At 70.7% G+C, this 22,826-nt stretch carries 24 protein-coding genes; 11 read left to right on the top strand and 13 right to left on the bottom strand.

Going from position 1 to position 22,826, the window contains the following annotated elements; genetic code table 11:
- Nucleotides 1–52 precede the first annotated feature (52 nt).
- From aspA to ACQCO7_RS38160, 10 genes are all read right to left on the bottom strand, one after another.
- The gene (aspA, locus tag ACQCO7_RS38205; RefSeq protein ID WP_464076105.1) at nucleotides 53–1,462 is read right to left on the bottom strand and encodes an aspartate ammonia-lyase; all 1,410 of its coding nucleotides are present in this window, start codon (nucleotides 1,460–1,462) and stop codon (nucleotides 53–55) included.
- 132 nt (nucleotides 1,463–1,594) lie between these two features.
- The gene (locus ACQCO7_RS38200) at nucleotides 1,595–2,611 is read right to left on the bottom strand and encodes an asparaginase (RefSeq protein WP_464076104.1); all 1,017 of its coding nucleotides are present in this window, start codon (nucleotides 2,609–2,611) and stop codon (nucleotides 1,595–1,597) included.
- A 37-nt stretch (nucleotides 2,612–2,648) separates the two neighbouring features.
- Nucleotides 2,649–4,088 (bottom strand): amino acid permease, encoded by a 1,440-nt coding sequence (locus ACQCO7_RS38195; RefSeq protein ID WP_464076103.1) that lies wholly within the window; start codon nucleotides 4,086–4,088, stop codon nucleotides 2,649–2,651.
- Nucleotides 4,085–4,762 (bottom strand): FadR/GntR family transcriptional regulator, encoded by a 678-nt coding sequence (locus tag ACQCO7_RS38190; RefSeq protein ID WP_464077398.1) that lies wholly within the window; start codon nucleotides 4,760–4,762, stop codon nucleotides 4,085–4,087. The genes ACQCO7_RS38195 and ACQCO7_RS38190 overlap by 4 nt, the downstream gene beginning before the upstream one ends.
- A 157-nt stretch (nucleotides 4,763–4,919) precedes the next feature.
- Entirely contained in the window at nucleotides 4,920–5,759 is an 840-nt protein-coding gene (locus tag ACQCO7_RS38185) for an undecaprenyl-diphosphate phosphatase (protein ID WP_050375516.1), read from the bottom strand.
- A gap of 86 nt (nucleotides 5,760–5,845) precedes the next feature.
- Nucleotides 5,846–6,211, bottom strand: coding sequence for a fluoride efflux transporter CrcB (gene crcB / locus ACQCO7_RS38180; protein WP_464076102.1), 366 nt, complete (start codon nucleotides 6,209–6,211; stop codon nucleotides 5,846–5,848).
- Entirely contained in the window at nucleotides 6,208–6,597 is a 390-nt protein-coding gene (locus ACQCO7_RS38175) for a DUF190 domain-containing protein (RefSeq protein ID WP_464076101.1), read from the bottom strand. The genes crcB (ACQCO7_RS38180) and ACQCO7_RS38175 overlap by 4 nt, the downstream gene beginning before the upstream one ends.
- Entirely contained in the window at nucleotides 6,594–7,022 is a 429-nt protein-coding gene (crcB, locus tag ACQCO7_RS38170) for a fluoride efflux transporter CrcB (RefSeq protein ID WP_464076100.1), read from the bottom strand. The genes ACQCO7_RS38175 and crcB (ACQCO7_RS38170) overlap by 4 nt, the downstream gene beginning before the upstream one ends.
- A 67-nt stretch (nucleotides 7,023–7,089) precedes the next feature.
- A complete protein-coding gene (locus ACQCO7_RS38165) occupies nucleotides 7,090–8,046 on the bottom strand; it encodes an SMP-30/gluconolactonase/LRE family protein (protein WP_464076099.1) in 957 nt (318 codons plus the stop codon).
- Between the two features lie 128 nt (nucleotides 8,047–8,174).
- On the bottom strand, nucleotides 8,175–8,468 hold the full coding sequence (locus tag ACQCO7_RS38160) for an ArsR/SmtB family transcription factor (RefSeq protein ID WP_464076098.1): 294 nt from the start codon (nucleotides 8,466–8,468) through the stop codon (nucleotides 8,175–8,177).
- A 284-nt stretch (nucleotides 8,469–8,752) separates the two neighbouring features.
- Here ACQCO7_RS38160 and ACQCO7_RS38155 point away from each other — a divergent pair, with 284 nt between their 5' ends.
- Nucleotides 8,753–9,139, top strand: a complete 387-nt coding sequence (locus ACQCO7_RS38155; protein WP_464076097.1) for a VOC family protein — start codon at nucleotides 8,753–8,755, stop codon at nucleotides 9,137–9,139.
- An 82-nt stretch (nucleotides 9,140–9,221) separates the two neighbouring features.
- Here the strand turns inward: ACQCO7_RS38155 and ACQCO7_RS38150 are convergent, their stop codons facing one another.
- On the bottom strand, nucleotides 9,222–10,790 hold the full coding sequence (locus ACQCO7_RS38150) for a glycoside hydrolase family 53 protein (protein WP_464076096.1): 1,569 nt from the start codon (nucleotides 10,788–10,790) through the stop codon (nucleotides 9,222–9,224).
- Between the two features lie 164 nt (nucleotides 10,791–10,954).
- On the bottom strand, nucleotides 10,955–12,973 hold the full coding sequence (locus ACQCO7_RS38145) for a beta-galactosidase (protein WP_464076095.1): 2,019 nt from the start codon (nucleotides 12,971–12,973) through the stop codon (nucleotides 10,955–10,957).
- 228 nt (nucleotides 12,974–13,201) lie between these two features.
- Between ACQCO7_RS38145 and ACQCO7_RS38140 the strand changes: the two genes are divergently transcribed.
- The 6 genes from ACQCO7_RS38140 to ACQCO7_RS38115 all read left to right on the top strand — a co-directional run bounded on the left by ACQCO7_RS38140 (nucleotide 13,202) and on the right by ACQCO7_RS38115 (nucleotide 18,396).
- Nucleotides 13,202–14,524, top strand: a complete 1,323-nt coding sequence (locus ACQCO7_RS38140; RefSeq protein ID WP_464076094.1) for an ABC transporter substrate-binding protein — start codon at nucleotides 13,202–13,204, stop codon at nucleotides 14,522–14,524.
- Nucleotides 14,521–15,447, top strand: a complete 927-nt coding sequence (locus tag ACQCO7_RS38135; protein ID WP_409116149.1) for a carbohydrate ABC transporter permease — start codon at nucleotides 14,521–14,523, stop codon at nucleotides 15,445–15,447. The genes ACQCO7_RS38140 and ACQCO7_RS38135 overlap by 4 nt, the downstream gene beginning before the upstream one ends.
- Entirely contained in the window at nucleotides 15,444–16,349 is a 906-nt protein-coding gene (locus ACQCO7_RS38130) for a carbohydrate ABC transporter permease (RefSeq protein ID WP_464076093.1), read from the top strand. Before ACQCO7_RS38135 ends, ACQCO7_RS38130 begins: the two co-directional genes overlap by 4 nt.
- A complete protein-coding gene (locus tag ACQCO7_RS38125) occupies nucleotides 16,346–17,377 on the top strand; it encodes a LacI family DNA-binding transcriptional regulator (RefSeq protein ID WP_464076092.1) in 1,032 nt (343 codons plus the stop codon). The genes ACQCO7_RS38130 and ACQCO7_RS38125 overlap by 4 nt, the downstream gene beginning before the upstream one ends.
- A gap of 198 nt (nucleotides 17,378–17,575) precedes the next feature.
- On the top strand, nucleotides 17,576–17,926 hold the full coding sequence (locus ACQCO7_RS38120) for a VOC family protein (RefSeq protein ID WP_464076091.1): 351 nt from the start codon (nucleotides 17,576–17,578) through the stop codon (nucleotides 17,924–17,926).
- Nucleotides 17,927–17,991: 65 nt separating this feature from the next.
- Nucleotides 17,992–18,396, top strand: coding sequence for a MarR family winged helix-turn-helix transcriptional regulator (locus tag ACQCO7_RS38115; RefSeq protein ID WP_464076090.1), 405 nt, complete (start codon nucleotides 17,992–17,994; stop codon nucleotides 18,394–18,396).
- 33 nt (nucleotides 18,397–18,429) lie between these two features.
- Here ACQCO7_RS38115 and ACQCO7_RS38110 read toward each other — a convergent pair whose 3' ends face one another.
- On the bottom strand, nucleotides 18,430–19,278 hold the full coding sequence (locus ACQCO7_RS38110; protein WP_464076089.1) for a LysR family transcriptional regulator: 849 nt from the start codon (nucleotides 19,276–19,278) through the stop codon (nucleotides 18,430–18,432).
- Nucleotides 19,279–19,564: 286 nt separating this feature from the next.
- On the opposite strand from ACQCO7_RS38110, the gene ACQCO7_RS38105 reads away from it, so the two are divergent.
- The 4 genes from ACQCO7_RS38105 to ACQCO7_RS38090 are packed head-to-tail and all read left to right on the top strand — an operon-like array spanning nucleotide 19,565 to nucleotide 22,804.
- Entirely contained in the window at nucleotides 19,565–20,263 is a 699-nt protein-coding gene (locus ACQCO7_RS38105; RefSeq protein WP_464076088.1) for an alpha/beta hydrolase, read from the top strand.
- Nucleotides 20,260–21,123 carry an ABC transporter permease gene (locus ACQCO7_RS38100; protein WP_464076087.1) on the top strand — a complete coding sequence of 288 codons (864 nt, stop codon included), beginning with the start codon at nucleotides 20,260–20,262 and terminating at the stop codon, nucleotides 21,121–21,123. Before ACQCO7_RS38105 ends, ACQCO7_RS38100 begins: the two co-directional genes overlap by 4 nt.
- A 2-nt stretch (nucleotides 21,124–21,125) precedes the next feature.
- Nucleotides 21,126–21,842, top strand: a complete 717-nt coding sequence (locus tag ACQCO7_RS38095) for an ABC transporter ATP-binding protein (protein ID WP_464076086.1) — start codon at nucleotides 21,126–21,128, stop codon at nucleotides 21,840–21,842.
- A complete protein-coding gene (locus ACQCO7_RS38090; protein WP_464076085.1) occupies nucleotides 21,839–22,804 on the top strand; it encodes an ABC transporter substrate-binding protein in 966 nt (321 codons plus the stop codon). The genes ACQCO7_RS38095 and ACQCO7_RS38090 overlap by 4 nt, the downstream gene beginning before the upstream one ends.
- Nucleotides 22,805–22,826 lie beyond the last annotated feature (22 nt).

Here is a 22,826-nt window from a genome sequence, read left to right as displayed (position 1 = left end):
TCGATCACGCTGATACCCGTCTTGGGGGTGGCACCAGTACCACCCCCCACGGCTACGCGAGCGGCGATCCGCTCCCCGCGACCACCTCGGGGCGCAGCAGCGCAGCGAGGGACTCCGCCGGCAACAGGCCCTTCTCCAGGACGAGTTCGGCGACGCCCCGGCCGGTCTCCAGCGCCTCCTTGGCGATGTCGGTGGCCGCCTCGTAGCCGATGTGCGGGTTGAGCGCGGTGACGAGGCCGATGGAGTTCTCGACGTTCGCGCGCAGGCGTTCGGTGTTCGCGGTGATGCCGTCCACGCAGCGCTCGGCGAGGGTGAGGCAGGCCGCGCGGAGGTGGGTGATCGACTCGGAGAGGGAGTGCAGGATGATCGGCTCGAACGCGTTCAGCTGGAGCTGTCCCGCCTCCGCCGCCATGGTGATGGTGACGTCGTTGCCGATGACCTCGAAGGCGACCTGGTTGACGACCTCGGGGATGACCGGGTTGACCTTCCCCGGCATGATCGACGAACCGGCCTGGACGGGCGGCAGGTTGATCTCGCCGAGCCCCGCGCGCGGGCCGGAGGAGAGCAGGCGCAGGTCGTTGCAGCTCTTGGAGAGCTTGACGGCGATCCGCTTGAGGACGCCGGACATCTGGACGAACGCGCCGCAGTCCTGGGTGGCCTCGACGAGGTTGGCGGCGGTGACGAGCGGGAGGCCGGTGATGCCGGCGAGGTGGCGGCGGGCGGCCTCGGCGTACCCGGCGGGGGCGTTGAGGCCCGTGCCGATGGCCGTGGCGCCCAGGTTGATTTCATGGATCAACTCGACGGCCTCGTCAAGACGGCTGCGATCCTCGTCAATCATGACGGCATAAGCGGAGAACTCTTGACCGAGCGTCATGGGAACCGCGTCCTGCAACTGTGTACGGCCCATCTTGAGCACGTCACGGAACTCGACGGCTTTGCGGCCGAACGCGTCCTGGAGCACGGCCATCGCCTTGAGCAGTCCACGTACCGCGAAGACCGTCGCCACCTTGACGGCGGTCGGGTAGACGTCATTGGTCGACTGGCCGAGGTTGACGTCCTCGTTGGGGTGCAGGAACTGGTACTCCCCCTTGGCGTGCCCCAGCAGTTCGAGCGCCCGGTTGGCGATGACCTCGTTGGCGTTCATGTTCGTGGAGGTCCCGGCGCCCCCCTGGACGACGTCGACGACGAACTGCTCGTGCAGCTTGCCCGCGCGGATCTCCCGGCACGCGGCGACGATCGCGGCGGCCTTGTCGGGCGTGAGCAGCCCGAGTTCCTCGTTGGCGAGGGCGGCGGCCTCCTTGACGGCGGCGAGGGCGTCGATGAGGTGCGGGTAGGCGGAGATGGCCGTACCGGTGATGGGGAAGTTCTCGGTGGCGCGCAGGGTGTGGACGCCCCAGTAGGCGTCGGCGGGGATGTCACGGAAGCCGAGGAGGTCGTGCTCGCTGCGGGTGACGGCGGTCATGGTGAGGGGTGTCCTCTTTCGGGTGGGTGAGGGTGTGGAGGAGCTGGACAGGGGTACGGCGCGCACACTCGCCGTACCCCTGTCCCGACGCCGCGCGCGCCCCGCACAGGCGGGCGCGGCGTCCGGTGGGGCCTACGCGCAGGCGGGGAAGGCGACGGGATCCAGCGCGCGCACCGCGCGGATCTCGCCGACGGGTTCGCCGCCGCCGAGGAGCGGCTCGCCCGCGAACGCGGTGAGGCGGGCCGGGTCGACGCCCGCGCGCGCGAGGGCGGCGGCGGTGACCGGTACGCGCGCGCGGTTGGCGCCGTCGGAGATCTTGACGGCGACGGCGCGCCCGTCGGGCAGGGCGGCGACCTCGACGCCCTCGAAGCCGTCCTTGGCGAGCAGTCCGGGGACGGCTCGCATGAGGGCGGCGACGTCGCGGTCGGTGCCGGAGGCCATCTCGGGGAAGTCCCGCATGGCGGCGGCGACCTTCGCCTCGGGGGTGCCCGGGACGGCCGTGGTGATGCGGGCGGCGGCGCGGGCGAGGCCGTGCAGGGAGACGGAGAACAGGGGCGCTCCGCACCCGTCGACGGTGACCTGGGCGATGCGCTGCCCGGTGAGGTCCTCGACGATCTCGGCGATGGCCTGCTGGAGGGGGTGGCCGGGGTCGAGGTAGCCCTCCAGGGACCAGCCGTTGAGCTTGCAGGTGTAGAGCATCGCCGCGTGCTTCCCGGAGCAGTTCTGCGCGAGCCGCGACGGCCCCCGCCCCTCGCGGATCCACTGGTCGCGCTGGGCGGCGCCGTACGGCATGTCCTCGACGTTGCGCAGGTCGTCCTCGGAGACGCCGGCCTGCTCCAGGATCCGCCGGGTTCCGGCGAGGTGGCGTTCCTCGCCGGAGTGGCTGGCGGCGGCGAGGGCGAGGAGTCCGCCGTCCAGGGGGAGCCCGGCGCGGACCATGGCGACGGCCTGGACGGGCTTGAGGGCGGAGCGGGGGTAGAAGGCGGCCTCGATGTCGCCGAGCTGGAGGGTGACCTCGCCGCCCGCGCCGAGGACGACGACGGAGCCGTAGTGGACGCCCTCGGTGACCCCGCCGCGCACCAGGTGGGCGACGGGGGCGTGGAGGGGTTCGCGGACGAGGGGGGCGTCGGTGGGGGTGCTGCTGAACATCACTCTGCCTGCGGGTTGTCGTGGGCCGGCGCAGGGGTCACGCGTCGGTCTTGGCGGAGATGCGCGCGATGCGCCCCCGGATGGCGTACCAGCCGGCGACGAGCGCTCCGACGATCAGCGGCAGGCACAGCACGGTGGTGCGTCCGGCGCCGCCGTCGGCGTACATGAGGACCAGGACGGAGGCGAGGAACGCCAGCGTCACGAGTTCGGTCCAGGGGGAGCCCGGCAGCCGGTAGCTCGGGCGGGTCAGCTCGCCCTTCTGGGTCTTCTGCCAGAACATCAGGTGGCAGATCATGATCATGCCCCAGGTGGCGAGGATGCCGATCGCCGCGAAGTTGAGGACGATCTCGAAGGCGTCGGCGGGGACGACGAAGTTGAGGCCGACGCCGAGGACGCAGACGCCGCTGGTGAGCAGGATGCCGCCGTAGGGGACCTGGGTGCGGCTCATCTTCGCGGTGAAGGCGGGGGCGGAGCCGTTGACGGCCATCGAGCGCAGGATGCGGCCGGTGGAGTAGAGGCCGGAGTTGAGGGAGGACATGGCGGCGGTGAGGACGACGAGGTTCATGACGCCACCGGCGGCCGGGATGCCGATGTTGGACAGGACGGTCACGAAGGGGGACTCGCCCGCCTTGTAGACGTTCCAGGGGAGCAGCATCGACAGCAGGACGACGGAGCCGACGTAGAAGAGGCCGACGCGCCACATGATCGCGTTGATCGCCTTCGGCATGATCTGCTCGGGGTTCTCGGTCTCGCCCGCCGCGACCCCGACGAGTTCGACGGAGGCGTAGGCGAAGACGACGCCCTGGATGATCAGCAGCATGGGCAGCAGGCCGTTGGGGAAGACGCCGCCGTTGTCGGTGATCAGGGACGGTCCCGGGGTGTGGCCGTCGACCTGGTGCTGGGTGACCAGCAGGAAGATCCCGATCAGCATGAAGACGACGAGCGCGCTCACCTTGACGATCGCGAACCAGAACTCCAGCTCGCCGAAGATCTTGACGGAGATGAGGTTGACGGTCAGCACGACGGCGAGGGCGATCAATGCGAGCACCCATTGGGGGATGTCGGAGAACATGCCCCAGTAGTGCGTGTAGGTGGCGACCGCCGTGATGTCGGCGATGCCGGTCGTCGCCCAGTTGAGGAAGTACATCCAGCCGGCCGTGTAGGCGCCCTTCTCGCCGAGGAACTCGCGGGCGTACGACACGAAGGCGCCGGAGGAGGGCCGGTACAGGACGAGTTCGCCGAGGGCTCGTACGACGAGGAAGGCGAAGATCCCGCAGACGGCGTAGGCGATGAAGAGGGAGGGTCCGGCGTCGGCGAGGCGTCCGCCGGCGCCGAGGAAGAGGCCGGTGCCGATGGCGCCGCCGATGGCGATCATGTTGACGTGCCGGTGCTTGAGGGACTTGCTGTATCCCTCGTCTCCGGCGTCGACGTGCGGGGACGAGGGGCGCGTCTCGTCTTTGAGGTGCTGTTCGCTCACGCCTCGGGTCCGCCTTCCAGGGGAGTTTCCGCGCGCGGGGTGCGCACGATGTCGGTGAGGGTCGTCTCGACGCGGTCGAGGTGGTGGCTCATGGCCTCCACCGCGTCGGACTCGGAACCGTCCATGAGGGCCTCGACGATGGCCCGGTGCTCGCGGTTGGACTGCTCGCGGCGTCCGCCCAGTTCGTTGAGGAAGGCCGACTGACGCGCCAGCGCGTCGCGGATCTCCTCGATGACCCGGCGGAAGACCGGGTTCTGGGCGGCTTCGGCGACGGCCAGGTGGAAGAGGGTGTCCATCGCGACCCACGCGGTGGTGTCCGTCTCCCGCTCCATGCGGTCCAGGAGGTGGGCGAGGTGGTCCAGGTTCTCCGGGGTGCGGCGCAGGGCCGCGTACCCGGCGACCGGGATCTCGATGTGGCGGCGCACTTCGAGGAGGTCGCTGGCCGCGTAGTCGCCGAAGGTGGGGTCCTCGACGGTGTTGGCGACCACGAAGGTACCCTTGCCGGTCTTGGCGACCGTCAGGCCCATCGTCTGGAGGGCGCGCAGGGCCTCGCGGAGCACGGGCCTGGACACCTCCAGGGTGCGGCAGAGCTCCGCCTCGGAGGGGAGCTTGTCGCCGATGGCGTACTGGCCGCGTTCGATGGCGCGGCGGAGGTGGGTGAGGACCGCCTCCATCGCGCTCACGCGACGGGGCCCCGAACCACCTGTCTGGCTGTCTGACAGGTTCACGGGAGTGATGGTGCGGCTGCGCGCCAGGTGGTGTCAAGACGAACGAAAAGAAAAATTCACCGGGCGTGCCGGCTGAAAGCCGGTCGCACGCCCGGTGATCTGATCAGGCGCTCAGCGCACCCGTCGCGAGCAGGCCGAAGAGCAGGACGCCGACGATGATGCGGTAGACGACGAACGCGTTGAACGAGTGCTTGGCGACGAACTTCAGCAGCCAGGCGATCGAGACGTACGCGACCGCGAACGACACCACCGTGCCGACGGCCAGCGGAGCGGCGCCGACCCCCGCGCCGAGCGCGTCCTTCAGCTCGTACAGACCCGCTCCGGTCAGCGCCGGAATGCCCAGGAAGAACGACAGGCGGGTGGCCGCGACCCGGTCGAGGTCGAGGATGAGCGCGGTCGACATGGTGGCGCCGGAGCGAGAGAAACCGGGGAAGAGCAACGCGAGAATCTGCGAACTCCCCACCAGCATCGCGTCCTTGAACGAGGTGTCGTCCTCGCCGCGCTTGTGGCGCCCCATCTGGTCGGCGGCCCACATCACGCCGCTGCCGACGATCAGGGAGGCGGCGACCACCCACAGCGAGCCGAGGGCGCCGTCGATCAGCGGCTTCGCGGCGAGGCCGACGATCACGATCGGGATCGTCGCGTAGATGACCCACCAGGCGAACTTGTAGTCGTGGTGGTGGCGCTCCTCCTTGTTCGCGATCCCCCGGCCCCACGCGGAGACGATCCGCACGATGTCCTTGAAGAAGTACACGAACACGGCCGCGATCGCGCCGACCTGGATCACGGCCGAGAAGCCGACGACCGCCGGGTTGTCGACGGAGATGCCCATCAGGCCCTCGGTGATCTTCAGATGGCCGGTGGAGGAGACGGGGAGGAACTCCGTCACTCCCTCGACGACTCCGAGGACGACGGCTTGGCCGACAGAGATGGTGACGCTCATGGGATCCAGTTCTGCGGGAAGGGGGGACGACTGTGGGGGACAGTCCTACCAGCCCCGGGTAGGGCGCCGTTCCTCCCGTTTCCCCGCTACGACCAGAACGTCTGCCCGATCCACACGCCCCCGAAGGCGGCCCCCAGCCCCGCCAGGAGACTGCCCGCGACGTTGGCGAGCGCGTACAGTCCCGCACCCGTCTCGGCCAGCCTGAGCGTCTCGTAGGAGAACGTCGAGTACGTCGTCAGCGCGCCGCACAGGCCGGTGCCCAGCAACAGCCGCAGATCGGGCCCGGCGGACGCGGCCCCCGTCAGCGTGCCGAGGATCAGGCACCCGACGACGTTGACGGTGAACGTCCCCCACGGGAACACCGAGTCGTGCCGGGACTGCACCGCGCGGTCGGTCAGGTAGCGCAGGGGCGCCCCGACCATGCCGCCGACGGCGACCAGCAGCCAGTTCACAACGAGTTCTTACCCTTCTTGTCGGCTTTGCCTGATTCACCCGATTCAGCCGGGCGGCCGGTGTACGTGACGATCTCGCACGGCTCCAGCGTCACCAGCCCCTCGGTGACCAGTCCGTCGAGCTGCGGCAGGAAGGCGCGGACCCGTTCCTCCGCGTCGACGACCACCACCGCGACCGGCAGGTCCTCGCTGAGGGACAGCAGCCGTGTCGTGTGCACGCGCGAGGACGCGCCGAAGCCCTCGATGCCCCGGAACACGCTCGCCCCGGCGAGACCCGCCGCGTGCGCGCGGTGCACGATCTCCGCATACAGCGGTCGATGGTTGACGGTGTCGTTCTCCCCGATCAACACGGTCAATCTCAGAGCGCTGCCGGTCAACCTCGTCATGTCTGCCTCCTCGCGAAGAGACGGCGTGTCGTGCCGGCCGCGAGCCATACGGCGGCCAGGGCCGCGCACAGGGTGCCCGCCAGATAGGCGAAGCCGGTGACGGGATGCCCCTCTCCCACCAGTTTCCGGACGTCGACGGCGTACGTCGAGAACGTCGTGAACCCGCCGAGGACCCCGGTCCCGAAGAACGGCCGCACCAGCCGGTGCACGGTGAGGATCTCGGTCACGAGGACCAGGAACGCGCCGATCACCGCGCACCCGACGACGTTGATCCCGAAGGTCGCCCACGGGAACCCGCCCGCACGCGCGGGCCACAGCTGGCCCGCCCCGTACCGGATCAGGGACCCGGCGGCGCCTCCGACGGCCACCACCGCGACCACCGGAAGCTGTCCCCCGCGCACGCGCTGTGCCTTCGGCGCTGTCATGTCGTACGTCTCCTGCCCGGCCGCCGTGATCACGGCCGGGCCTCAGCGTAACGCCGCTGGTGAGGTCCTATACGGGCGCGCAGACGGCGATGCCGGGCTCGTTCAGGCCGCCGAGGACCAGGAGGCCGTCCGTTGTGCGGCAGACGCTGGTGACCATGCGGAAGCCGGAGCGGCGGCGGGTGAGGTGGTGGACGGTGCGGCCGGTGTCGTCGACCGCGAGGACGCCGATCGTGCCGGAGGGGCGGTAGGGGGCGTGCAGGGCGAGGCGTGCGGCCCTGCGGCGGACGGTGGGGGACGCGCGGTGCAGGAGGTCCAGCGCGGGGACGCGGGGGCCCGCGAGGGCGACCCACACGGGGCCGTCGGGGCCCTCGCGCCACAGGTTGTCCGGGTAGCCCGGGAGGTCCTCCAGGAAGGGCTCGGCGACGCCCGTACGGGGTCCGGTGAGCCAGTACCGGGTCAGGCGGCGGGCGCCGGTCTCGGCGACGATCAGGAACGCGCCGCAGCCGCTCACCGCGAGCCCGTTGGCGAACTGGAGCCCCTCCAGGAGCACTTCGGGCGTGTCGGCGCCCGGCGAGAGCCGCAGGAGACGTCCGGTGCCGGTGTGGCCGACGAGGTCGCCGAGCCACTCCCCCAGCGCGAACTCCCGGCTGGAGACGGTGAAGTAGACCGTCCCGTCGGGTACGGCGACAGCGTTGCTACAGAACCTCAGCGGCTCGCCCTTGGCCGACTCGGTCAGCACGCGCACGCTGCCGTCGCCGGTGTCCACGCGCAGCAGGGCACCTTCCGCGTCGCACACCAGCAGGCCGCCGTCCGGGAGGAGTTCGAGACCGAGGGGACGGCCGCCGATCTCCCCCACGTGCTCGACGCGGGCCGCGCGCGGGTCGTCGAGGCCGGATACCCGGAAGATCCTCCCGTCCGCGACACCGGTCAGGACTCTGCCGTGCCCGTCCGCCACGACGTCCTCGGGGCCGTGGCCCGGAAGGGTGACGTACCGGAGGGGGACGAGAGCCGCGCGACGGTGCATGAACGTGAGCCCTTCCTGTCGGAGTCGGGTAATCCTTTCAGCCGGTACCCGTCTCCATGCGCGCGGGCGGGGTGCTTTGCCGGGGCTTTCCCCGGGCCCGTCTCCCCCGCCCCAGCAGCCCTCCCGCGCTACCTCTGCCAGCCCTTCTCGAACATCCGGGCGACCTCCGCGATACGGATCTCGTCGCGCCGGTAGTAGGTGCGCCGGCCGACCTTCTCGGCCCGCAGCAGGCCCACGCGCGCGAGGAGGTCGAGATGGGCCTCGGCGGCCTTGCGGCGCATGCCGAGCTTGTGGGCGAGCGCGTCGGCGGTGACGCCGTGCCCGGGGGACGCGGCGCGCCGCCGCGCGGAAAAGTGCAGGGCGGGCTCCTTGAGCCATTCCAGAATCTCCAGGCGCCGCCCGGCCACGGGAGTCCTCAGCATCTGAACCTGTCCCTCCGTCCTCGCGTCGGGGCCTCCTCCTACCGCGTCTGTCCACTCTCCCGCAGTCGACGCCTCCCCGTCCCGGACTCCGCCGTGCCCGTCCGTGACACACCGTCCGGCCTGCACGGACGCCGCACGCGCGCGGGGCGTGCGGCACGGTTCCGGATCGGCGCGGAGATCGTCCGGCGACGGTGCCCCGACCTGCGGGCGCGCCCGTTCGGCCCGGGGACGCCGGGGTCCTACGGTGAGAGGACCAACGCCCGTCCACGCCCCAGGGAGCCCCCGTGCGGATCCGTCTGACCAACGTCTTCGTCGACGACCAGGAGAAGGCCCGGCGCTTCTACACCGATGTCCTCGGCTTCGTGACGAAGCACGACGTGCCCGTGGGGACGGACCGCTGGCTGACCGTCGTCGCGGCCGGCGACCCCGACGGTCCCGAGCTGCTGCTGGAGCCCTCCGGACACCCCGCCGTGGGCCCGTACAAGGCCGCGCTGTTCGCGGACGGCATCCCGGCGGCCTCGTTCGCCGTGGACGACGTGCGCGCCGAGTTCGAGCGGCTCTCCGGGCTCGGGGTGCGGTTCACGCGGGAGCCGGTGGACGCGGGGCCGGTCGTCGTCGCGGTCCTCGACGACACCTGCGGCAACCTGATCCAGCTGATGCAGACGCGGTAGGCCCGGCCGCGCGGGGTGTGCGCGGCCGGGCCTGCGTGCTCGTCACCGGTTCAGCCGGTGACCGCTGGTACCCGAAGAGGGGCTACCGGTGCTTGAACCACGTCATCGAGCCGAGCGCCTTGTCGTCGTAGCCGAACAGCGCCTGGTTCTCCCAGCCGTTGCCCGAGGCGGCGTCCTTGGGGTCCCAGCCGTTGCCGGTGACGGCGGTCCAGGTGGCCTCCCAGTAGAAGACACCCAGGCCACGGCCGTTCGGGACCGCCTCGACGATACTGGCGACGTCGTTCATCCACTTCGTCTGGCCCGCGACCGTGGCCGGGTAGCCGCTCACCAGCTCGCTGCTCAGGTCGATCTGGTTCTCCAGCGAGTCGTCCTGGGCGAGCGTGAACGGGTACGCCGTCTCCGCCACGAACACCGGCTTGCCGTACCGCGCCGCCGCGTCGTCCAGGGTCGTCTGGAAGTCGGACAGCGGGCCGTGCCAGTAGCCGTAGTACGACAGGCCGATCACGTCGAACTTGACGCCGCCCGAGACGGCGTTGTCGAACCACCAGCGGGTGCCGGACAGGTCGCCGCCCTTGGCGAGGTGCAGGGCGACGGTGGTGGACGAGTTGACCGCCTTGACGGCGTCGTATCCACTGTTGAGCAGTCCGGCGAGCTGGGACCAGTTGCTGGTCGATCCCTCGTTCCACAGCATGCCGCCGTTGATCTCGTTGCCCACCTGGACCATGTCGGCGGTGGTGCCTTGAGCCTTCAACGCGTTCAACACGTCGTACGTGTGGTTGTACACGTCCGTCTTGAGTTGACTGTATGTATGGCCCACCCATGCGGCCGGCTTGGACTGCGCGCCCGGGTCGGCCCACGTGTCCGAGTAGTGGAAGTCGACCAGCAGTTTCATGCCGGACGCCTTGATCCGCTTGGCCATCGCCAGGACGTGCGCCTTGTCGTTGTAGCCGTCGGCGGGGTTGACCCAGACCTTGAGGCGCGCGTAGTTCATGCCGGCGTCGCGGAGGATGCCGAGGGCGTCGCCGCTGGTGCCGGAGGCGTTCTTGTAGACGCCGCCCTTGGCCTCGCTCTTGGCGAGGGAGGAGATGTCGGCACCATGGATCGATGTACCGGTGGTCCCTGCACTGAACGACAGGTCGTCAACATTGATCCAGTTACCGGCGTTGGCGTCACTGTTGATGCTGATGGTGCACTGGTTGTTCGTCACGTTGACCGGCGTGACAATGCGGATCCAACCACTGGACGACACCGGTATGTCGGTACGCTGCTCGGCGCTCCCGCACCCCTTGAGCGCTATGTACGCCGCGTTCTGCCCGCCACCGGAGCGGACCCACGCGGTCAACGTGTAGTTCCCGTTGGTCAACCCCGACAGGTACTGGTACGTCTCCACCTTGTAGGCGCTGGACGCCCACTGGGTGAGCCGGTAACTGCCGCCGTGGCCACCGGACTCGGTGAAGGAGGCGGAGTTCTGGCCGCCGGCCGAGTAGGTGGACCACCCGGCGGGGGTCGCGGTGCCGGTGCCGTCGGACTCGAAGCCGCCGTTGGTGAGCGTGGAGGCGGCGGCAGCAGTCTGCGCGGGCAGGGCGGTGAGGGCGAGGCCCGCGGCCAGCGGCAGCATGAGGGCCTGGAGAGTGCGTCTGGGATGGAACATCGTCGTCCGTCGTCCCTTCGACGTGATGGGGGTGGAGTGTCCCGCACCTGACAACCTCAAGCCCCTCACGAGGCTCAAGCCCCTTGCGGGACCGTACAGGTGCGAGGGACCCCCTCCGCCCGCGGCTCGCGGCTCCACGGGCGAAGGGGGAGTCGGTGGCCGGCTCAGCCGTCGAGCCGTACGACGCGCACGGCGCCCGCCGGAACGGCGAGGTGACCGGAGGCGTTCTCGCCGGTGAGGAGTTCGGTGCCGGCGGACTCCAGCGGCACCTTGACGTCACAGGCGGTGTGGTTGATGGCGAACAGGTAGTCCGCGTTCTCCCCGGACCGGCGCACGACCTCGATGTCCCGGGGCAGGTCGCGCGGCGTGATCCCGGCGTCGTCGGCGGCGCGCGCCAGCACCGTGTCGAGGCCCTCGGCGCCGAGGCGGGTGGAGACGTACCAGGCGGTGCCCTCGCCGAGCCGGTGCCGGGTGACGGCGGGCCGGCCGGCGGCGAGGCCGTCGGCGAAGGACCACACGGTCTCGGCGCCGCGCGGGACGACGAACTCGCTCCACACGTCGCCGGTCAGCTCGGCGCCGTCCGCACCGGTCAGCCGTACCGTTTCTCCGGCCAGCAGCGGCGAGAACTCCTCGACGGTGAGGCCGAGGACGTCGCGCAGGGCGCCGGGGTAGGCGCCGTCGTGGACGGCGTCGTGCTCGTCGACGATGCCGGAGAAGAACGACACGACGAGGGTGCCGCCGCCGGCGACGTACGCGCGGAGGTTGTTCCCGGCGGCCTCGGTCATCAGGTAGAGGGCGGGGACGACGACCAGCGGGTACGTCGACAGGTCGGACTCCGGGTGGGCGAAGTCGACGGTGAGGTGCCGGTCGTAGAGGGCCTCGTAGAACGCGTCGGCGCGCTCGCGCGGGTCGGCGTCCTGGCTGGGGCGCCAGGCGAGGTTCTGCGCCCACCAGGACTGCCAGTCCCACAGGACGGCGACGTCGGCCTCGGTGCGGGAGCCGCGGATCGGGTTCAGCGCGTCGAGGGACGCGCCGAGTTCGACGACCTCGCGCCACACGCGCGTGTCGGTGCCGCCGTGCGGGACCATCGCGGAGTGGAACTTCTCGGCGCCGCGCCGGGACTGGCGCCACTGGAAGAACATGGCGCCCTCGGAGCCGCGCGCGACGTGCGCGAGGGAGTTGCGGGCCATCTCGCCGGGCGCCTTCGCGGGGTTGCGGGGCTGCCAGTTGATGCCCGAGGTGGAGTGCTCCAGGAGGATCCAGGGGGCGCCGCCGCCGACGGAGCGGGTGAGGTCGGCGGCCATCGCGAGGTTGACGTGGGTGCGGCGGCCGTCGGTGATCAGGTAGTGGTCGTTGGTGACGATGTCGACCTCGCGGCCCCAGGCCCAGTAGTCGACGGAGTCGCACTGGCTGAGGGCGGTCATGAAGTTCGTCGTCACGGGCACGCCCGGCGCGAGGCGGTGCAGGATGTCGCGCTCGGCGGTGAAGTTCTCGCGCATCGTGGCGTCCGCGAACCGCTTGAAGTCCAGGGCCTGCCCCGGGTTGCCGACGGTCGGCGCGGTGCGCGGCGGGGTGATGTCCTCGAAGCTCGCGTAGCGCTGGCCCCAGAAGGCCGTGCCCCAGGCGGCGTTGACGGCTTCGATGCCGCCGTACGTCGTCTCCAGCCAGCGGCGGAAGTGGGCGGCGCAGGAGTCGCAGTAGCACGCGGAGACGGGGACGCCGTACTCGTTGTGGACGTGCCACATCGCGAGCGCCGGGTGGTCGGCGTAGCGCTCGGCGAGCCGGGTGGTGATGTTCGCGGCGGCGGCGCGGTAGTCGGCGTTGCTGTGGCAGATGGCGCCGCGTGAGCCGAAGGCGTAGCGGGTGCCGTCGGCGGCGACCGGGAGGGCGCCCGGGTGCTCGCGGTAGAACCAGACCGGGGGGACGACGGTGGGGGTGCCGAGGTCGACACGGATGCCGTTGTCGTGGAGCAGGCCGATGATCCGGTCGAGCCAGCCGAAGTCGTACTGCCCGCGCGCGGGCTCCAGCAGGGCCCAGGAGAAGATCCCGACGCTCACCATGGTGACGCCGGCCTCGCGCATCAGCCGGACGTCCTCCTGCCAGACGCTCTCCGGCCACTGCTCGGGGTTGTAGTCCCCGCCGAAGGCGAGCCTGGTGAGGCCCTGGGGGCTGGTGTCCGGCATGGATCTCTCCCGGTTAATCGATCATTTGGGAACGTGCACAGACCGCTGCGGCGTTCGAAGCCCAACATAACCGCACAGCAACAACCATTGACAAGTGTCCGGGATGTTTCTCTACTGTGAACGCTCACAGAAGCATGACGGGGCACTGCGACGGGCAGTGTCCGAGGTCGTGCCATCGCATGGCAGGCCCCCGCGTGAGGCGTGGGGCCCAGGTCAGGGGAGAGTTCCATGCCGAACACGAAGCGCCGTCGCCTCGTGGCAACCGCCATCGCCGTCACGCTCGGCGCCACCGCGCTCGCCGCGTGCGGATCGTCCGACGACGACGGTGGATCCGAGTCCTCCGGTCCGGTCTCGCTGACGTACTGGACCTGGACGCCCGGCATGGACAAGGTCGTCAAACTGTGGAACGACGGTCCCGGCAAGGCCGACCAGATCAAGGTCACCGTCCAGAAGCAGGCGTCCGGCGACGACCTCGTCGCCAAGATCCTCACCGCGCACAAGGCGGGCAACGGCCCCGACCTGGTGCAGGCCGAGTACCAGGCGCTGCCCACGCTGGTCTCCAACGACGCGCTCGCGGACATCGCGAAGAACGTCGGCGACGCGAAGTCCAAGTTCGCCGAGGGCGTCTGGCAGCAGACGACGCTGGGCACGGACGCGGTCTACGCGATCCCGCAGGACATCGGCCCGATGATGTTCTACTACCGCCAGGACCTCTTCAAGCAGTACGGCCTCACCGTCCCCACCACCTGGGAGCAGTTCGCCGAGACGGCCCGCGCGCTGAAGAAGAAGTCCCCGGACACCGACCTGACGACGTTCTCCGCGAACGACTCGGGCCTCTTCGCGGGCCTCGCCCAACAGGCCGGCGCCAAGTGGTGGACGACCTCCGGGAACAAGTGGAAGGTCGGCATCGACGACGCGGCGACGAAGAAGGTCGCCGACTTCTGGGGCGGCCTCGTCAAGGAGGGCGCGATCGACAACCAGCCGATGTACACGCCCGCCTGGAACAAGGCGCTCGACACCGGCAAGCAGATCGCCTGGGTCTCCGCCGTGTGGGCGCCCGGCACGCTGGCCTCCGCCGCGCCCTCCACGAAGGGCAAGTGGGCCGTGGCCCCGCTCCCCCAGTGGTCGGCGAGCGACAACACCACCGGCAGCTGGGGCGGTTCCTCGACCGGCGTGACGACCGACTCGAAGCACAAGTCGGCCGCCGCGAAGTTCGCCGCCTGGCTGAACACGGACGGCGACGCCCTCAACGCGCTCGCCAAGGAGGGCGGCATCTACCCGGCGTCCACCTCCGCGCAGCTCTCCGGCGCCTTCACCACCCCGCCGGAGTACTTCGCGAACCAGCCCGACTTCTACAAGGTCGCGGCGAACGTCGCCAAGACCACGGCGCCCTCCGCGTGGGGTCCGAACGTCAACGTCGCGTACACCACGTTCAAGGACGCGTTCGCCGCCGCCGCCAAGAACAAGTCGGACTTCTCCGCCGCGCTGGCGAAGATGCAGTCCGACACCGTCGCCGACATGAAGAAGCAGGGCTTCGAGGTCTCCGAGTGAAAACCGCACGCCGGCAGTCGTACGGGGTCAAGTCGGCCCCGTACGCCTTCCTCCTTCCCGGAATCGTCCTGTTCGCCCTGTTCTTCGCGCTGCCCATCGGGTACGCGGTCTACCTCAGCTTCCGCAAGGTGCACGTCTCGGGCCTCGGCCTCGGGTCCGGTGCGCGGAGAGAGGTGTGGGCGGGACTGGAGAACTACACCGACGCGCTCTCCGACAGCGAACTGCTGCACGGCGCGCTGCGCGTCGTCGGGTACGGTATGATCGTCGTCCCCGTGATGCTGGGCCTCGCGCTGCTGTTCGCGCTGATGCTGGACGCGGACAAGGTGCGGTTCACGCCGTTCACGCGGCTCGCGATCTTCCTGCCGTACGCCATTCCCGGTGTGGTCGCCGCCCTGCTGTGGGGCTTCCTGTACCTGCCGGACGTCAGCCCGTTCTACTGGATCCTCGACAGGCTCGGGATGCCGCAGCCGGACCTGCTGGACGGCGGGCCGCTGTACCTCGCGCTGTCGAACATCGCGGTGTGGGGCGGCACCGGCTTCAACATGATCGTCATCTACACCGCGCTCCAGGCGATCCCGGCCGAGGTGTACGAGGCCGCGAAACTCGACGGGGCGACGCCGCTCCAGATCGCGCTGAGGATCAAGATCCCGATGGTGGCGCCGTCGCTGGTGCTGACGTTCTTCTTCTCGATCATCGCCACGCTCCAGGTGTTCAACGAGCCGACGACCCTCAAACCGCTCACCAACTCCGTGTCCACGACGTGGAGTCCGCTGATGAAGGTCTACCAGGACGCCTTCGGCAACGGTGACATCTACCGGGCCGCCGCCCAGGCCGTGATCATCGCGTTCGCCACGCTGGTGCTCTCCTTCGGCTTCCTGCGCGCCGCGAACCGCCGTTCCAAGCAGGAGGAGGGAGCCCGATGAGTTCTCTTGCCGTCCAGAAGGTCCCCTCGGCCGCCGACGCGACGGGTACGGCGCACAAGAAGCCGCCGCTGCGCAGCCGTATCGCGCTGGTCCCGACGGTCGCTCTGCTGATCGGGGCGGTCTACTGTCTGCTGCCCGTCGCCTGGGTGGTCATCGCGTCCACCAAGTCCGGCGGCGAACTCTTCTCCACGTTCACGTTCTGGCCGGGTTCGGGCTTCGTCGACAACGTCAAGGAGCTCAACGCCTACCGGGACGGCGTCTACTGGCAGTGGATGGCCAACTCGGCCCTCTACGCCGGGGTCGGCGCGCTGCTGTCGACGGCCGTGTCCGCGTTCAGCGGGTACGCGCTCGCGGTCTACCGGTTCCGGGGCCGCGAGTCGATGTTCAGCATCCTGCTCGCGGGCGTGCTGATGCCGCCGATCATCCTCGCCATCCCGCAGTACCTGCTGATGGCGAAGGCCGGTGTCACCGACTCGTACATCTCGGTGATGCTGCCGCAGATCCTCTCCCCGTACGGCGTCTACCTGGCGCGCATCTACGCGAGCGCGGCCGTCCCGGCGGACGTCGTCGAGGCCGGGCGGATGGACGGCGCGAGCGAGTGGCGGATCTTCACGCGGATCGCGCTGCCGATGATGGTCCCCGGTCTGGTGACGGTGTTCCTGTTCCAGTTCGTCGCGATCTGGAACAACTTCCTGCTGCCGTACATCATGCTCAGCGACGACACCAAGTTCCCCATCACGCTCGGGTTGTTCACGCTCCTGAAGCAGGGCGCGGCGGCTCCCGCGCTGTACACGCTGGTGATCACCGGCGCGTTCCTCGCGGTGATCCCGCTGGTGGCGCTGTTCCTGGTCATCCAGCGGTTCTGGAGCCTGGATCTGCTGTCCGGGGCCGTAAAGTCATGACCATGAGCACTCCGGGGGGCAGGCGCAAGCCGCCGACCATCCACGACGTGGCGCGCGAGGCCGGTGTCTCCCGGGGCACCGTCTCGCGGGTCCTCAACGGCGGTCACTACGTGAGCCCTTCGGCACAGGAGGCGGTCAACGCCGCGATCCGCAGGACCGGTTACGTCGTCAACCGGCACGCGCGCTCGCTGATCACCGGCCGCTCCGACTCCGTCGGCTTCCTGCTGACGGAGCCTCAGGAACGGTTCTTCGAGGACCCCAACTTCAATGTCCTGCTGCGGGGTTGCACCCAGGCGCTGGCCACGCACGACGTGCCGCTGCTGCTGATGCTGGCCGCGACCGAGGACGAGCGGCGGCGCATAACGCGGTACATCACCGCCGGGCACGTCGACGGGGTGCTCCTCGTCTCCAGCCACTCCGGCGATCCGATCGCGCAGGAGCTGCGGGAGGCCGGCGTACCCCTCGTCGCCTGCGGCAAACCGATCGGGATCGGCTCGAAGGTCTCGTACGTCGCCGCCGACGACCGTGACGGCGCGCGCGACATGGTCCGCCATCTCCTGTCCCTCGGTCGCCGGCGCATCGGTGTCGTCACCGGGCCGCTGGACACGCCGGGCGGTGTGGAGCGGCTCGCCGGGTACCGGGAGGTGCTCGCGCAGGCGGACATCGCGTACGACGAGCGGCTCGTCGTGTCCGGGGACTACAGCCGGACGAGCGGGGAGGCGGGGGCGCGGGCGCTGCTCGACCGGGCGCCCGACCTCGACGCCGTGTTCGTCGCGTCCGACCTCATGGCGCAGGGCGTGCTGTCCGTGCTGCGGGACGCGGGACGGCGGGTGCCTCAGGACGTCGCGGTCGGCGGGTTCGACGACTCGCCCGCAGCGGTCGCCTCCAGCCCGGCGCTGACGACGATCCGCCAGCCGTGGGACCGGATCAGCGGCGAGATGGTGCGGGTGCTGCTCGCGCAGATCGGCGGGGAGGACCCGGCGGCGGTGATCCTGCCGACGGAGCTGGTGAAGCGGGACTCGACGTGACGTGAGACGGGTGGGCGTGTCCGCCGGGAGGGTGGGACGCGCCTGCCGCAGGACGGGGGAAGGGGGTGCGGGCCGCGGGGGAGCTCGCACCCCCTTCTTCGTGTTCCGTACGACCGGTCAGGATCGGAGAAGCGGATCTCCGGCGCCCGGCCTAGCGTGGTGGGCACAGCACGAGCCCAGACCCACGAGGAGCACCCCATGTCCGCCGGACTCCAGACGATCATCTACCCCGTCAAGGACCTGACCAGCGCGAAGGCCGTGTTCGGCGCGCTGCTCGGCGTCGAGCCGTACGCGGACACGCCGTACTACGTCGGGTACAAGGCCGTCGGCCAGGACGTCGGCCTCGACCCGGGCGGCCACGGCAAGGGCATGACCGGGCCGGTCCCCTACTGGCACGTCACCGACCTGCGCGAGCGCCTCGCCGCCCTGCTGGACGCGGGCGCCGAACTCCTCCAGGACGCGCAGGACGTCGGCAACGGGCGGCTCGTCGCGTCGGTGAAGGACGCGGACGGAAACCTCGTCGGACTCCTCCAGGACCCGGTTGCCTGACCACTACATGCATCCGCACAAGTTGCACGATCATTGACCGTTCGTTTCGGTGTTACGGTCGGTTCATGGCAGCGAACGCGACCGCGGCGGACCTTGAGGACCGGTGGCGGGACATCCTGACGGTGCATGCCCGCACGCTCTGCGAGATCGACCGCGCCCTGCACCCCCACGGCCTCGGCGCCAGCGACTTCGAGGTCCTCGACCTCCTCGCCGCCGAGACGCCGCGCCACGGCGACCAGTGCCGCGTACAGAACCTCGTCGGCCGCATCCACCTCAGCCAGAGCGCGCTGTCGCGGCTCATCGGGCGGCTGGAGAAGGACGGGCTCGTCGAGCGGTCGGTGTGCGCCGAGGACCGGCGGGGGGTGTATGTGTCGCTGACGGCGAAGGGGCGGGGGGTGCATGCGGAGGTGCTGCCGTTGCAGCGGGCGGCGTTGGCGCGGGGGTTGGGGCAGGCGCCGGACCAGGGGTGAGGTTTTCCGCAGGGGCAGGAGGCATGGGCCGGTTCACGTGAGCAGCCCCCGCACCGCCTCGAACGCCGCCTGTGCCGTCGCCGGGTCCGTGCCGGGGCTCGCGAGGGCGCTCATCGGGATCGGGGGGACCGGAGGGAGGCCGGGGCAGGGGGTGAGGCCGTCCGGGGGCTGGCCCACTGCCGCGAGGAGGGCCACGCCCTGGCCCGTGCGGGCGATGTCCAGGACGCCCGCCAGGTAGCCGGCGTCGCCGACCACCGTCGACGGGACGCCGTGGGCCGCCAGGGTCGCGATCGCTCGGCGGCGGATCGCGCAGGGGTCCTCGATGGCGACGAGGGGGATCGGGGCGGGGGCCGGGGGGCGTTGCCAGCCGGGGCGGGCGTACCAGGCCAGGGGGAGGCGGCCGACCGGGGTGCCCTCGGTCGCCGCCGCCTCCGTGACGTACACGGCGACGTCGGCCGTCCCCCGCTCCACCGCCTCCACGAGGCGGGCCGAGCGGTCGATGCGGTAGCGGACGCGGCAGCCGGGGCGGATCGCCCGGACGGCGGCGGTGAGGCGGGGCAGGAACTGGTCGGCGGCGTGTTCGGTGGAGCCGATGGTGATGGTGTCGCTCTCGACGTCGAGGAGCGTGCGGACGGCTTCGTCGTGGACGGCGAGGATCCGCCGGGCCTGTTCGACGAGGGCGCGCCCGGCCGGGGTGAACCGCGTGCCCCGGCCCGCGCGTTCGACGACCGGCCGGCCGAGGGCCTTCTCCAGTTTCCGGACGTGCTGGCTGACGGCGGACTGGCTCAGCGCGAGCGTCTCGGCCGCGCGGTGGAAGCCGCCGTGGTCGGCGATCGCGGTGAGGCTGCGCAGGGCCACGATGTCGAGCACGGGTCGGGACATGCCGTGACCGTAACCGCTCGACGTGATCGATCGCGATGACTGATCGGTTTCGATATCGAATCGTCGTTGGACGCATCCGGTCACGTCCGGTCATCATGAACGCATGCTGTTCACGGCCCCTTCCGCTGCCCTTCTGACGCAGCGCCGAGTCATCGACTTCGGCGTCGCGTGCAGCGCGCGCTGTCGCTGAACCTCTTTCTCCCCCGCGGCTGATCCGTACGCGCCGACCGGCGCGTGACGGCCGCTTCCTCCTGCCTTCTTCCTTCTTCACGGGAGTGGTCCACCCATGCCCTCTGCTACCCCCTTCTCCTGGGACGAGCCCGAAGGTCTCGCGGCGCGCGGCACGCTGATCATGCTGGCGGGCCGTGGTGAACACGGCGGTGTGTACGAGCGGTTCGGCCGCCGCCTGGCTTTCGACGCGTACCGGGTCCGCGCCCTCGGCGACGCCTCCACCGACCCGGCGGTCCTCGACGAGGCGGCGAAGCTGCTCGCGGACGAGTCGCTGCCGGGCCCGAAGGTCCTGGTCGGCTCGGACACGGGCGCTTCGTACGCCGTACAGCTCGCCGCCGGCCACCCGGGCGTGGCCGCGCTGATCCTCTCGGGTCTGCCCACCCGCCCCTGGAGCGCGGGGAGTTGGGAGGAGGAGGCCGAGGCGCGCACGGCCTGCCCGACGCACCGGGGCCGCCTCACGAACGACCCGGACTTCCGCCGGGGCGCTCTCGGCGAGGCCCCGGACACCCCGCGCCTCGACCTGGTGCGCGTCCCGGTGCTGGCACTGCACGGCGCGGACGACACGGTGAGCCCGCTGGAGTCGGCGCGCGCCGTGTACGCCGACCACGCCGTGCGGTTGGTGACCTTCCGGGGCGGGCGGCACGACGTCCTGAACGACGCGCCGCACCGCACGGCCGCCGCGACGGTCGTCCTCTTCCTGGAACGCCTGCGCCTCTCCCCCGAACTCGCCCCGATCGCTGAGGGGTTGGCATGAGTGTGACGGTCACGGCCGGGGCGGCTTCGGACGTGCCCTCCCCCGCCGCGTCCCGCGTGACGCTGCGCGGGTCGGCGAGGTCGGGGCGGCGGTTCAAGGTGCCGCGTTCCGTGCGGCGTTCGGCGGGGCCGGTCGGGCTCGTGCTGCTGTGGTTCCTCACGTCGGCGACGGGGCTGCTGCCGGAGTCGGTGCTGGCGTCGCCGGTCGATGTCCTCGGGCAGGCCGTCGAGTTGACCAGGTCGGGTGAACTCCCCAGCGCCATCGCGGCGTCGGGGCGGCGCGCGGCGACCGGGTTCGTGATCGGTGCCGTGGTCGCGCTCACGCTGGCGCTGCTGGCGGGGCTGTTCCGGCTCGGGGAGGACGTCATCGACTCCTCCATGGGGATGTTCCGGGCGATCCCGTGGGTGGGTCTGATCCCGCTGTTCATCGTGTGGTTCGGCATCGAGGAGACCCCGAAGATCGCGCTGGTCGCGCTCGGTGTGACGTACCCGCTGTACTTCAACCTCTACGGCGGCATCCGCTCGACGGACGCGGGGCTCGTGGAGGCCGCGCGGATGACGGGGCTCGGGCGGCTGGGGCTGATCCGGTACGTGATCCTGCCGAGCGCGCTGCCCGGTGCCCTCGTGGGGCTCCGGTACGCCCTGTCGACGGCATGGCTGGCGCTGGTCTTCGCCGAACAGGTCAACGCGGACGCCGGGCTCGGCCACCTGATGAGCGACGCGCAGCAGTACTTCCGTACGGACGTGATCGTGCTGTGTCTCGCCGTGTACGCGCTGCTGGGGCTCGCCTGCGACTTCGCGGTGCGGGTGCTGTCGAGGCGGCTGCTGCGGTGGCGGGCCAACTTCGAGGGGGAGGAGTAGAGATGGGCAACAGCGTTGAGATCAGGGGGCTTTCGAAGTCGTTCGACGGCAACACGGTCCTGCACGACCTGCGACTCGACGTCCGGGACGGCGAGTTCGTGGCGCTGCTCGGGCACAGCGGGTGCGGGAAGTCGACGTTGCTGCGGATCCTCGCCGGGCTCGACGAGGAGATCGACGGCGAGGTGACGGTCCCGCTGAAGCGCAGTGCGGCGTTCCAGTCGCCGCGTCTGCTCCCGTGGTTGAAGGTGTGGCGCAACGTGGTCCTCGGCCTGCCGGGAAGGGCGGACCGCGACCTGGCGCTGCGGGCACTGGGCGAGGTCGGGATCGCGGAGCGGGCGGACGTCTGGCCGAAGACCCTCTCGGGCGGCCAGGCCCAACGGGTTTCGCTGGCAAGGGCGTTGGTGCGCGAACCCGAACTCCTGCTGCTGGACGAGCCGTTCGGCGCGCTGGACGCGCTGACGCGCGGCAAGGCGCAGCGACTGGTCGCGGACCTCTGGCACTCCCACGGCTGCGCGATCCTCCTGGTCACGCACGACGTGGAGGAGGCGCTGCTCCTGGCGGACCGCGTCCTCGTGATGGACGAGGGCCGTATGGCGCACGAGGTGACGGTGGACCTCCCCCGCCCGCGCGACCTCATGGCCCCCGGCTTCGTATCGCTGCGCGCCCGCCTCCTGGGCCGGCTCGGCGTCACCCGCACTCCGGAAGGAACCCCCTCGTGATCCGCCGACTCGCAGCCGCCGCTCTGACGTTCACCGCCCTGCTGTCCCTGACCGCGTGCGGCGGGGACGCGGACGCGTCCTCGTCGAAGGGCCAGGTCACCCTGACGATCGGGGACCAGGCGAAGACGCTCCAGACGATCGCCGCCGCGTCGGGCGCGCTCAAGGGCGCGGACTACACGGTGAAGTGGGCTCAGTTCGAGGGCGCGGCCCCGCTCTTCCAGGCGGTTCAGGCGGGCGCTGCCGACACGACGTACGCGGCGGACCTGCCGACGCTCCAAGCGCTCAGCGGGGGTGTGAAGTTCAAGAACGTCGCCGCGCTGAAGAACGACGGCCGGCACGTGGGGATCGTCGTACGCAAGGACTCCGGGATCACCAGCGTCGCGGACCTGAAGGGGCGGAAGGTCGTCGTCTCCTCGGCGAAGGGCAGCATCGCGGAGTACCTCCTGGCGAACGCGCTGCGCCAGGCGGGCCTCAGGTACGCGGACGTCCAGGTGCAGTACCTCCTGCCGACGGACGCGCAGGCGGCGTTCGCGTCGGGGAAGATCAAGGTCTGGGCAATCTTCGGCGTCTACCAGGCGGTGGCGCTGGACCAGGGCGGCAGGCTGATCGTCGACGGCGCGGACGGCAGGGTCAGCGGCTACGGCTTCATCGGAGCGGCGGAGAAAACGCTCGCGGACCCGGCGAAGAAGGCGGCGCTGGGCGACTTCCTCAAGCGGCTCGGTACGGCGCTGAAGTGGACGAGCACGCACCAGGACGCGTACGCGCGGGCGATCCAGGACCGCAACGGCGCGGACGCGGCGGTCGCGAGGACGCTCGCGTCGGCGGCGTACAGCCAAGTCCTGCCGGTGACACCGGAGATCGACGCGACCGTGCAGGGCGTCGCCGACCTCATGAACGGGATCGGGGTGCTGGAGCCCAACGTCGAGGTGGCCTCGGCGGCCGACACGTCCGTCCTCAAGTGACCTTCTCGCTCCAGGGAGTTGA

It is taken from the genome of Streptomyces saintjeani (assembly GCF_055409605.1).
Note: the sequence above shows the minus strand (reverse complement) of the source record. Positions and strands in the feature narration are given on the sequence as shown.

Bases quoted from the DNA above. Each gene is read 5' to 3' on its own strand.
- aspA (WP_464076105.1), bottom strand. From the start codon at position 1,462: ATGACCGCCGTCACCCGCAGCGAGCACGACCTCCTCGGCTTCCGTGAC.
- ACQCO7_RS38200 (WP_464076104.1), bottom strand. From the start codon at position 2,611: ATGTTCAGCAGCACCCCCACCGACGCCCCCCTCGTCCGCGAACCCCTC.
- ACQCO7_RS38190 (WP_464077398.1), bottom strand. From the start codon at position 4,762: ATGGAGGCGGTCCTCACCCACCTCCGCCGCGCCATCGAACGCGGCCAG.
- ACQCO7_RS38185 (WP_050375516.1), bottom strand. From the start codon at position 5,759: ATGAGCGTCACCATCTCTGTCGGCCAAGCCGTCGTCCTCGGAGTCGTC.
- ACQCO7_RS38175 (WP_464076101.1), bottom strand. From the start codon at position 6,597: ATGACGAGGTTGACCGGCAGCGCTCTGAGATTGACCGTGTTGATCGGG.
- crcB (WP_464076100.1), bottom strand. From the start codon at position 7,022: ATGACAGCGCCGAAGGCACAGCGCGTGCGCGGGGGACAGCTTCCGGTG.
- ACQCO7_RS38165 (WP_464076099.1), bottom strand. From the start codon at position 8,046: ATGCACCGTCGCGCGGCTCTCGTCCCCCTCCGGTACGTCACCCTTCCG.
- ACQCO7_RS38160 (WP_464076098.1), bottom strand. From the start codon at position 8,468: ATGCTGAGGACTCCCGTGGCCGGGCGGCGCCTGGAGATTCTGGAATGG.
- ACQCO7_RS38150 (WP_464076096.1), bottom strand. From the start codon at position 10,790: ATGTTCCATCCCAGACGCACTCTCCAGGCCCTCATGCTGCCGCTGGCC.
- ACQCO7_RS38145 (WP_464076095.1), bottom strand. From the start codon at position 12,973: ATGCCGGACACCAGCCCCCAGGGCCTCACCAGGCTCGCCTTCGGCGGG.
- ACQCO7_RS38140 (WP_464076094.1), top strand. From the start codon at position 13,202: ATGCCGAACACGAAGCGCCGTCGCCTCGTGGCAACCGCCATCGCCGTC.
- ACQCO7_RS38130 (WP_464076093.1), top strand. From the start codon at position 15,444: ATGAGTTCTCTTGCCGTCCAGAAGGTCCCCTCGGCCGCCGACGCGACG.
- ACQCO7_RS38125 (WP_464076092.1), top strand. From the start codon at position 16,346: ATGACCATGAGCACTCCGGGGGGCAGGCGCAAGCCGCCGACCATCCAC.
- ACQCO7_RS38120 (WP_464076091.1), top strand. From the start codon at position 17,576: ATGTCCGCCGGACTCCAGACGATCATCTACCCCGTCAAGGACCTGACC.
- ACQCO7_RS38115 (WP_464076090.1), top strand. From the start codon at position 17,992: ATGGCAGCGAACGCGACCGCGGCGGACCTTGAGGACCGGTGGCGGGAC.
- ACQCO7_RS38110 (WP_464076089.1), bottom strand. From the start codon at position 19,278: ATGTCCCGACCCGTGCTCGACATCGTGGCCCTGCGCAGCCTCACCGCG.
- ACQCO7_RS38105 (WP_464076088.1), top strand. From the start codon at position 19,565: ATGCCCTCTGCTACCCCCTTCTCCTGGGACGAGCCCGAAGGTCTCGCG.
- ACQCO7_RS38100 (WP_464076087.1), top strand. From the start codon at position 20,260: ATGAGTGTGACGGTCACGGCCGGGGCGGCTTCGGACGTGCCCTCCCCC.
- ACQCO7_RS38095 (WP_464076086.1), top strand. From the start codon at position 21,126: ATGGGCAACAGCGTTGAGATCAGGGGGCTTTCGAAGTCGTTCGACGGC.